This window comes from Microbacterium resistens (assembly GCF_031456305.1).
Lineage (GTDB): Bacteria > Actinomycetota > Actinomycetes > Actinomycetales > Microbacteriaceae > Microbacterium > Microbacterium resistens_A.
Genome location: NZ_JAVDUM010000016.1, coordinates 99,107 through 108,686, shown reverse-complemented (window position 1 = coordinate 108,686; position 9,580 = coordinate 99,107). Strand labels below are relative to the sequence as shown.

10 protein-coding genes and 1 pseudogene are annotated in these 9,580 nt (G+C 69.4%); 4 read left to right on the top strand and 7 right to left on the bottom strand.

The window, feature by feature from the left end; genetic code table 11:
* Positions 1-95: pseudogene (locus J2Y69_RS16440) on the top strand (IS5/IS1182 family transposase); the annotation flags it as partial.
* An 81-nt stretch (positions 96-176) separates the two neighbouring features.
* Here the strand turns inward: J2Y69_RS16440 and J2Y69_RS16435 are convergent.
* From J2Y69_RS16435 to hflX, 3 genes are all read right to left on the bottom strand, one after another.
* Positions 177-1,286 carry a fatty acid desaturase family protein gene (locus tag J2Y69_RS16435; protein ID WP_310022767.1) on the bottom strand — a complete coding sequence of 370 codons (1,110 nt, stop codon included), beginning with the start codon at positions 1,284-1,286 and terminating at the stop codon, positions 177-179.
* A 161-nt stretch (positions 1,287-1,447) separates the two neighbouring features.
* Entirely contained in the window at positions 1,448-1,651 is a 204-nt protein-coding gene (locus tag J2Y69_RS16430) for a cold-shock protein (protein ID WP_310022765.1), read from the bottom strand.
* 389 nt (positions 1,652-2,040) lie between these two features.
* Positions 2,041-3,546 carry a GTPase HflX gene (gene hflX, locus J2Y69_RS16425; RefSeq protein ID WP_310022763.1) on the bottom strand — a complete coding sequence of 502 codons (1,506 nt, stop codon included), beginning with the start codon at positions 3,544-3,546 and terminating at the stop codon, positions 2,041-2,043.
* A 74-nt stretch (positions 3,547-3,620) separates the two neighbouring features.
* On the opposite strand from hflX, the gene J2Y69_RS16420 reads away from it, so the two are divergent.
* Complete coding sequence (locus J2Y69_RS16420) at positions 3,621-4,262, top strand: class I SAM-dependent methyltransferase (protein ID WP_310022761.1); 642 nt, start codon at positions 3,621-3,623, stop codon at positions 4,260-4,262.
* A gap of 33 nt (positions 4,263-4,295) precedes the next feature.
* On the opposite strand, the gene dapF is transcribed toward J2Y69_RS16420, so the two are convergent.
* Positions 4,296-5,168, bottom strand: coding sequence for a diaminopimelate epimerase (dapF, locus tag J2Y69_RS16415; RefSeq protein WP_310022759.1), 873 nt, complete (start codon positions 5,166-5,168; stop codon positions 4,296-4,298).
* Between the two features lie 91 nt (positions 5,169-5,259).
* Here dapF and J2Y69_RS16410 point away from each other — a divergent pair, with 91 nt between their 5' ends.
* Positions 5,260-5,901, top strand: a complete 642-nt coding sequence (locus tag J2Y69_RS16410) for a ClpP family protease (protein WP_310022757.1) — start codon at positions 5,260-5,262, stop codon at positions 5,899-5,901.
* Position 5,902: 1 nt separating this feature from the next.
* Positions 5,903-6,505: a ClpP family protease gene (locus tag J2Y69_RS16405; RefSeq protein ID WP_310022755.1), complete on the top strand. Its 603-nt coding sequence runs from the start codon at positions 5,903-5,905 to the stop codon at positions 6,503-6,505.
* A 62-nt stretch (positions 6,506-6,567) separates the two neighbouring features.
* Here J2Y69_RS16405 and J2Y69_RS16400 read toward each other — a convergent pair whose 3' ends face one another.
* The 3 genes from J2Y69_RS16400 to miaB form a co-directional block, all read right to left on the bottom strand.
* Complete coding sequence (locus J2Y69_RS16400; protein WP_310022753.1) at positions 6,568-6,948, bottom strand: helix-turn-helix domain-containing protein; 381 nt, start codon at positions 6,946-6,948, stop codon at positions 6,568-6,570.
* Positions 6,949-7,024: 76 nt separating this feature from the next.
* Entirely contained in the window at positions 7,025-7,960 is a 936-nt protein-coding gene (gene miaA / locus J2Y69_RS16395; protein ID WP_310022771.1) for a tRNA (adenosine(37)-N6)-dimethylallyltransferase MiaA, read from the bottom strand.
* Positions 7,961-7,989: 29 nt separating this feature from the next.
* Complete coding sequence (miaB, locus tag J2Y69_RS16390) at positions 7,990-9,537, bottom strand: tRNA (N6-isopentenyl adenosine(37)-C2)-methylthiotransferase MiaB (RefSeq protein WP_310022751.1); 1,548 nt, start codon at positions 9,535-9,537, stop codon at positions 7,990-7,992.
* Positions 9,538-9,580: the final 43 nt, after the last annotated feature.

Below are 9,580 nucleotides of genomic sequence, written 5' to 3'. Positions count from 1 at the left end.
CCACTCGCTACGACAAACTCGCGATCGTCTATCGCGCCGCCGTGATCCTCAACGCCGTCATTGCCTGGACCCGACAATTATCAGACACACCCTAGAGGACGACGAAAGCCGCTGGCCCTGACGCCCTCCTGAGGAGGGTGTCAGGGCCAGCGGCTTCGATTCGAAGAGACGGAGCGTCACACCTTCCGGTACTGCGCCGTGATCGGGCAGTCGAAGGGGTCGCGGGCCGCGAGGCCGACCTGGTTGAGGTAGTCGATCACGATGGCGTAGGAGCGCCAGAGCGACGTCTCGGTGTACGGCACGTCGAGGGTCCGGCAGTGCTCGCGGACGATCTCCCGCGCCTGGGCGAGGTGGGGACGGGCCATGCTCGGGAAGAGGTGGTGCTCGACCTGGTAGTTCAGGCCTCCCATGAGCCAGGTCGCCCACCATCCACCGCGGATGTTGCGCGAGGTGCGGACCTGCTTGGAGAAGAAGTCGAGCTTCGCATCAGGGGCGATGACCGGCATGCCCTTGTGGTTGGGGGCGAACGAGGCGCCCATGTAGACGCCGAACACGGCCAGCATGACGCCAACGAAGGCGAACGCCATCCCGAGCGGCAGGAACAGGAAGATCGGGGTCATGACCAGGGCGAAGCGCGCCGCGATCATCCCGAGCTCGGCCCAGCGGCCCTTGACGGGGCCTCGTCCTGCGAGGTGCTTGAGGCTGAGGTAGTGGAGGTTGAGGCCCTCGAGGGTCAGCAGGGGGAAGAACAGCCAGCCCTGCTTGCGGGTGATGAGGCGGATCAGACCGCGCGACTTGGCGGCGTCCTCGTCGAGGAAGGAGATCGTGTCGACCTCGATGTCCGGATCCTTCCCGACCCGGTTGGGGTTGGCGTGGTGGCGGCTGTGCTTGGAGTCCCACCAGGAGTAGCTCATCCCGACGACGGCCGCGAGAACGCGGGCGAGGCGGTCGTTGGCCGGCCCCGAGGAGAGGATCTGCCGGTGGGCGGCCTCATGCGCGAGGAACGCGACCTGCGTGAAGAGGATTCCCAGGGCGCCTGCGATGAGGAGCTGGAACCAGCTGTTCCCGAGGAGGATGAAACCGGTGATCGCGCCGCCGAAGGCCACGACCAGCGCGGCTCCGACCATGATGTAGAACCAGTGGGCGCGGCGCAGGAGACCTGTCTCGCGCACCACCTCGGAGACCTCCGTGTACGCGCGCGCGATGGGTGGGAAGTCCTCCCTGCGCGCATACGTCTGCCGGATGGGCCCGAGCGTCTGAGCGGAATCCGCGTACGTCGAGGACATGGATCGACGCCTCTCTTCATGCCGGCCTCAGAGAGGCCAGGCTGCGAAGCCAAAGGCAGTTGCCGATCGCTGTTCTCACCGTACTCGGGGCCGTATGCCGCAAGCCGAATGAACGCAGTGAGCGGCGCGGCGAAAACGCCGCGCCGCTCACTGCAGGGGGTTCAGATCACGCGGATGTTGGTGGCCTGCGGACCCTTGTCGCCGCTCTCCGGGTCGAACTCGACCTTCTGTCCCTCTTCGAGGTTGCGGTGTCCGCTGCCGGCGATCGCGCTGAAGTGCGCGAACAGGTCGGCGGAGCCGTCGTCGGGAGCGATGAAGCCGAAGCCCTTGTCGGAGTTGAACCATTTGACGGTGCCAGTGGCCATGACGTCATTCCTTCATTGTCTGGGACCACGGGAGTGATCCGTGAAACCGCGACGACGGCGTCGCCGCGGAGATGGGGGTTCCCGGGTTCCTGCTGAGGAGGATCGCGGGGACGGGGCGGCGGCGGGGCGCGGAAGAACGCGACCTGAGGCACGCGCATCGGCGGCGGGCCGCGGGGAGATCGGAGGGACTCGGAACAGAAACCGAAGAAGCGGAGATATGAGATCGATTCGTTGTGCTTCGCCACCGGACCGTCGTCGGCTTCGTGAGAGAAGTGGTGACGAGCATCGAGACGACGTCGCCGCCACACCGGCGGTTCGGGGACCGCGCCAGAAACTCAGGCGCGTACTCCGAGGCTACCGCATTCTCCGCCTCCGGCCATACCTCCGACTCAGACGACGTACGGAGCGAGCTCCGCGGCGAGGCGTTCGGAGACGTGCGCATGGATCACCGTTCCCGTCTCCTGATGCTCCGCGGTGAGGAGAAGACCGGTCTCGTGCACGGCGGAGACGAGGTCGCCGCGCTCATAGGGCACGAGGGCTCGGATCTCCACCGCGGGCTTGGGCAGCGCCTCGTCGATCGTCGAGCGCAGCTCCTGGATCCCCTCTCCGGAGCGGGAGGAGACGAAGTGCGCCCCGGGGACGAGTCCGCGCAGCACCAGCCGCTCGTCCTCGTCGAGGAGGTCCGCCTTGTTGAACACGACGATCTCCGGGACCTCCCGCGCTCCGACGTCGCCCATCACGTCGCGCACGGTCTGAAGCTGTCCTGCGGGGTCGGGGTGGGAGCCGTCGACGACGTGCACCACGACATCGGCATCGCCGACCTCCTCCAGGGTCGAACGGAACGCCTCGACCAGCTGGTGTGGCAGGTTCCGGACGAAGCCCACGGTGTCGGTCAGGGTGTACACGCGTCCGTCGGCGGTCTCGGAGCGACGGACGGTGGCGTCCAGCGTCGCGAACAGGGCGTTCTCGACCAGGACGCCCGCGCTCGTGAGCGCGTTGAGCAGGCTGGACTTGCCGGCGTTCGTGTACCCGGTGATCGCCACCGAGGGGATCGTGTTCCGACGTCGCTCGGCGCGCTTCGCCTCCCGGGCGGGGGCGAAGTCCCTGATCTGCCGGCGGAGGATCGCCATCCGCGTGCGGATGCGCCGCCGATCCAGCTCGATCTTCGTCTCACCCGGACCGCGCGAGCCCATGCCCGCACCGCCCGCACCGACCTGGCCACCGGCCTGTCGGCTCATCGAGTCGCCCCATCCGCGCAGGCGCGGCAGCAGGTACTCCAGCTGCGCGAGCTCGACCTGGGCCTTGCCCTCACGGCTCTTGGCGTGCTGGCTGAAGATGTCCAGGATCACGGTGGTGCGATCGATCACCTTGACCTTGACGACGTCCTCCAGCGCGCGCCGCTGGCTCGGGGCGAGCTCCGTGTCGGCGATGACCGTGTCGGCGCCGACGGAGGCCACGATGTCCTTGAGCTCCTGCGCCTTACCCCGTCCGAGGTAGGTCGCGGGATCCGGGTGCGGCCGGCGCTGCAGCATGCCGTCCAGGACGGACGCTCCCGCCGTCTCGGCGAGGGCGGCGAGCTCGCGCAAGGAGTTCTCCGCGTCCTCCTGCGCACCCTGCGGGTAGACGCCGACGAGCACCACGTTCTCCAGCCGGAGCTGCCGGTACTCGACCTCGGTGACGTCCTCGAGCTCGGTGGAGAGGCCGGCGACCCGGCGAAGGGCATGCCGTTCCTCCAGGTCCCACTGCCCGCCGTCCGTGGAGGCGTGCCCCGCGGTCGCGGTGTCCTGGAGGGCCTGGGCCGCTCCGAAGACGTGCGCCTCGGTGCGGCGTTCCGCCGCGGCAAGGACGCGCTCGACCGCGTCATCGTGTTCGTCGTGCTCTGTGGACTGCGTCATCCGCGCCTTTCTCGTGCTCTCCATATCGGTAGAGCGCCTTAACTTTAGCCCGGCCCCTCCGCTACGCTCGCTCTATGGGGTCGGACCACTACTTCACTGCGGCCCCCGCAAGCCCTGAGAACCTCCGTCGGATCCGGGTCTCGCTTGCGGGTCGCGATCTCGAACTCACCACCGCCGGCGGCGTCTTCAGCCCGGAACATCTGGACGTCGGCACCTCCGTGCTGCTGTCCAACGCTCCCCCGCCGCCTCCTGGTGGCAACCTGCTCGACCTCGGCTGCGGGTGGGGGCCGATCGCGATCTCACTCGCGCTCCGTTCCCCGCACGCCACGGTGTGGGCGGTCGACGTGAACGAGCGTGCGCTCGACCTCGTGCGTCGGAACGCAGAGGAGCTCGGCCTCGACAATGTCAACGCCGTGTTGCCTGACGATGTTCCCGAGGACGTCGCCTTCCGGACGATCCGCTCGAATCCGCCGATCCGCGTGGGCAAGAACGAGTTGCACGGACTCCTCGAACGCTGGATCCCGCGGCTGGACGAGCGCAGCGACGGCTGGTTCGTCGTCAGCAGGAACCTCGGCGCCGACTCCCTGCAGCGATGGCTCGCCACGACGTTCGCCGACGGCTACAGCGTCTACCGCACCACGACCGGCCGCGGCTTCCGCATCCTCAAGGTGCGCCGCCACGGCACGCCCGCGACGGACGCGATCGACATCGTCTGAGCCGATCAGAGCAGGTCGGTCAGGCCAGGTCGGTCAGGCCAGGTCGATCTCGCCGTGGAAGACGAGCTGTGCGGGCCCTGACAACGCCACGTGCTCGCCGTCCTCCGCGGCGAACATGCGCACGCCGAGCGTGCCCCCCGGCACGTCCACGCGCCAGACGTTGGGCGCCGCAGGCCCCGCCCAGTAGCGGACGGCGAGCGCGGTCGCCGCGACTCCGGTGCCGCAGCTGAGGGTCTCGCCGACGCCGCGCTCGAAGACGCGCATCTGCACATGCCCGACGCCGTCGCGGACCAGCGGCTCCGAGGGGACGACGAACTCGATGTTCGCCCCATTCTCGGGGGCGGGCGCGAGCTCCGGCGACTGCGACAGATCGAGCCCTTCCAGCTCCTCCTCCGACGCGATCGCGACCACGACGTGCGGGTTGCCGACATCGATGCCGACACCGGGACGCGGAACGCCGAGCCCGGCCGCTCTCGCGAGCGGCTCGCCGCCATCGAGCCGCCATCGGCCGAGATCCACCTGATACCCGGTCTCACTGCGCGTCACGTCCCGCACACCGGAGCGGGTTCCGATCGGAAGGGTCGCCCCGTGATCGAGGACCGCGAGCCCGCTCCTGAGCAGATAGTGCGCGAACACCCGGATGCCGTTGCCGCACATCTCCGCGACGGACCCGTCGGCGTTGCGGTAGTCCATGAACCACTCCGCGGCGGGCTCCTCGGCGAGCGCGGCCGCGCCCTCGGGGATCGCGGCGGAGCGCACGACCCGCAGCAGACCGTCACCGCCGATCCCGAACCGCCGATCGCAGAGCGCCGCGACCTTCTCGTTCGAGAGCTCCAGCGCTCCGTCCGGATCGGCAATGATGACGAAGTCGTTACCGGTGCCCTGTCCCTTGGCGAATGCGACCATGCGCCCAGTCTAGGCGGGCTCTCCACTGGGAGCGGATCCGCCCCGGGCAGATCCGCTCCCGGTCTCCCGTGCCGACGCCGAGGCTTGTCCCATGACCGAAGACATCCCGCGCAACCTCTTCGACGCCGAGACGCGTCGCATGCTCTACGCCCGTCGCGTCCTCGTGCTCGACGGCCCTCTCGACGACGACAACGGCCTTCTGCTCATGACGCAGCTGCTCGCCCTCGCCGCCGAGGACCCTCAGGCCGACATCACCCTGTGGATCCACTCCCCCGGCGGTTCTGTGCCGGCCATGCTCGCGATCCGGGACCTCATGCGCGCCGTGCCCTGCGACGTCGCGACGATCGCCTTCGGACTCGCCTGCAGCGCCGGCCAGTTCCTGCTCTCGGCGGGGACGCCGGGGAAACGACGGGCCCTCCCACACAGCCGCATCCTGCTGCATCAGGGATCCGCCGGGATCGGCGGTACCGCCGTGGATGTGGAGCTGCAGGCCGCCGATCTCCGCCAGACGCGGGACACGGTCCTCGGACTGATCGCCGAGGACACCGGACAGCCCCTGGACCGTGTGTTCGAGGACTCCCTGCACGATCGCTGGTTCGGCGCGGAGGAGGCTCTGGTCTACGGGTTCATCGACGAGATCACGACCGACTTCCCGACGATCATGCCTCGACCAGCCCGCCGCTCCGTCGGCCTCGCCCCTGTCCCCACGGCCATTCCCACGGAAGGAGCCTGACATGGCCCAGTTCCTCATCCCCAACGTCATCGCCGAGACGCCGCGCGGCGACCGCGTGATGGACGTCTACTCGCATCTGCTCACCGAGCGGGTGATCTACCTCGGCACGCCGCTGGACGCGGACGTCGCGAACGCGCTCGTCGCCCAGCTGCTCCACCTGGACGCGCAGAGCAGCGATCGAGACATCCAGCTCTACATCAACTGCGAAGGCGGTGATCCCAGCGCGATGCTCGCCGTCTACGACACGATGCGGTTCATCCGCTCCGACATCGCGACGTTCTGCATCGGTCAGGCCATCTCCGTCGGCGCGGTCCTGCTCGCGGCGGGGAGCCCGGGCAAACGCGCAGCCCTCCCCCATGCGCGGGTGATCCTGCACCAGCCGGCCGCTCAGGGGCGCGGAACGATCCCCGACCTGATCCTCCAGGCCGACGAGGTCGTCCGCATTCGCGGGGACATCGAGGAGATCCTCGTGACCCACACCGGACAGCACACCGACCGTCTCCGCGCGGACACCGATCGCGATCTCGTCCTCACCGCCGAAGGGGCACGCGCATACGGCGTCGTCGACGAGGTGATCGCCGAGCGCCCACGACCCCGTCCCTGAGGTCCCGCCCTCAGGACCCCGGCCCTCAGGACCCCGGCCCTCGCTCCCGAGGACTCGGTCGGTCAGGCCGCGAGGGCGTAGGTCGCGCGCACGGAGTAGGTCGCGCGCACGGAGGCGACGGCGGCGGACGCCACGCGCTCGGCCGCGCTCTCGGTCATACGCCCGGCCACGCCGAGGGTGAGGTCCAGCAGGGTGAGCTCCAAAGCGCCGGCCACCGCCGCGAGCATCTCGCTCGACGGCTCCTTGAGCCCTCGTTCCATCTCGGACAGGTACTGCGGCGAGACGCCCGCACGGCGCGCCGTCTCCGCGAGGGTCTCCCCCCGATCCGCACGCTCCTCCCGGAGCAGCTCGCCGACGACGTGCCGCCAGAGCGGCTCGGGCGTGCGCGGTGCGGTGCGGTCGTGAGGAGCCGGTGCGGTGGGGTTCTCGGCGAGATCCGTCATGGCCACATGGTAGGCAGGGACGGTCTCGGCGAACGAGCTGATCCGCTCAGAGCAGAACCACGGCGCGGATGCGCGGTCACCGTTCCCGGCTGCTGCCGCCGTCGAGGATCCCGTCGAGATCGCGCGGTTCGAGTGCGTCGTACTCCTCACGCTCGGCATAGCGCCGGAACCAGGAGACCTGCCGCCGCGCGTAGCGCCGGGTCAGCGCCTGGGTCTGGGCGATCGCCTCGGCCTCGCTGACCTCGCCCCCGAGCTGCGCGAGCGCCTGGGCGTAGCCGATCGCACGCCGCGCCGTCGTGCCGTCCTCCAGACCGGCATCGCGCAGCGCCCGCACCTCGTCGACGAGACCGTCCGCCCACATCCTCTCGACGCGACGGTCGAGCCGTTCCACGAGGGCGCCCCGGTCCAGGGAGAGGCCGAGCACCCGCGTCCCCGGCTGCCAGAGAACCGGCTTCTCCGGCAGGGCTGCGCCATGGGTCGCTCCCCCCTGCTCCAGGATCTCCAGCGCACGGACGATGCGTCGCCCGTTGTGCGGGTCGATCCGCTCGGCCGTCTGCGGATCCCGTTCCGCGAGCCGAGCGAAGAGGGCGCCGGGGCCGTCCGTGGCGAGCTCGTCCTCGAGACGGGACCGGATCGCCGGGGACCGCGGAGGGAAACGGAAGTCGTAGAGGACGGATGAGACGTACAGCCCCGACCCTCCGACGAGGATCGCATCGGCACCGCGTTCCTGGATCGCGGTGATCGACGCCCGCGCCCGTGGCTGATACCAGGCGACGGCGGCGTCCTCGGTCACATCGCAGACGTCCAGCAGATGGTGCGGGATCCCCCCGCGTTCGGCGACGGAGAGCTTCGCCGTGCCGATGTCCATGCCCCGGTAGAGCTGCATCGCGTCGGCGTTGACGATCTCGGCGGCCACGCCACGGGCGGCGAGTCCGCGCGCGATGTCCAACGACAGCTCGCTCTTGCCCGTTCCGGTCGCCCCCACCACCGCCCACAGGCGCGATCGACGCACAGGGGTCACCGCCGTGGTCACCGACCGCGTCAGACGCCGGCGCGGATCGTGGGGAGCCCCAGCGACACCGGACGAGGCGAGCCGTCGGAGGAGGGCTCCGGAAGCGCGCAGGACTCCGTCTGCGCGCGATCCCAGGCGTCTCCACCGCGAGTGCGACGGATGCGCAGCGGCTCGCCATCGGGGGCATCGGCCAGCAGATGGAACGGCGCCGCATGGGTGACGATCACGGTGACCACGTCGCCGGGCCTCGGCACATCCGATCCCGAGGGCACCTCGAAGTGCACGAGACGATTGTCCTCCGCACGACCGGTGAGACGATGCGTCTCGGCGTCCTTCTTGCCCTCGCCCGTGGACACGAGCACCCGGACCTCACGACCCAGCTGCTTCTGGTTCTCCTCCAGGGAGATCCGCTCCTGCAGGGCGAGGAGCCGGTCGTACCGCTCCTGAACGACGGCCTTGGGCACCTGATCCGCCATGGTCGCGGCGGGCGTGCCCTCCCGAATGGAGTACTGGAAGGTGAAGGCGCTGGCGAAGCGCGACTGCTCGACGACCCGCATCGTCTCCTCGAAATCCTCGTCGGTCTCACCGGGAAATCCGACGATGATGTCCGTCGAGATCGCCGCATGCGGGATCCGCTCGCGCACGCGGTCGAGGATCCCGAGGAAGCGCTCGCTGCGGTAGGACCGTCGCATCGCCCGGAGGATCCGGTCGCTGCCCGACTGCAGCGGCATGTGCAGCTGCGGCATGACCGCCGGCGTCTCGGCCATCGCGTCGATCACGTCATCGGTGAAGGCGGCAGGATGCGGGCTGGTGAAGCGGATCCGCTCCAGCCCCTCGATCTCGCCCGCCGCGCGAAGCAGCTTCCCGAAGGCCTGCCGGTCTCCGAACTCCACGCCGTAGGAGTTCACGTTCTGCCCGAGGAGGGTCACCTCGATCGCCCCGTCCTCGACGAGGAGGCGGATCTCGTTCAGGATGTCGCCCGGACGCCGGTCCTTCTCCTTGCCGCGCAGGCTCGGCACGATGCAGAACGTGCAGGTGTTGTTGCAGCCGACGGAGATCGACACCCAGCCGCTGTGCGCGGAGTCCCGCCGCGTGGGGAGGGTCGATGGGAAGACCTCGAGGGACTCGAGGATCTCCAGCTCCGCCTCGCCGTTGTGCCGCGCCCGCTCGAGGAGACCGGGGAGCGAGCCCATGTTGTGGGTCCCGAAGACGACGTCGACCCACGGCGCCTTGTCGAGGACCGTCTGCTTGTCCATCTGCGCGAGGCACCCGCCGACGGCGATCTGCATGCCGTCGTGCTTGTCCTTGCGTGACTTCAGGTGTCCGAGCGTGCCGTAGAGCTTCCCGGCGGCGTTATCGCGGACGGCGCAGGTGTTGATGATGACGACATCCGCGTCGGCACCCTCGCCCGCGCGCACATAGCCCGCGCTCTCCAGGGATCCGGAGAGACGCTCCGAGTCGTGGACGTTCATCTGGCACCCGAATGTCCGCACCTCGTAGGTACGGGGGCTGCCGGCGTCATCGAGCGCGGCCGTGGAGGGCGCGATGATCGTCGGGTCACTAGCTGGCGTGGTCATGATGTCAGCCATTCTACGATCGAGACCGGAGATACGGCGCGAA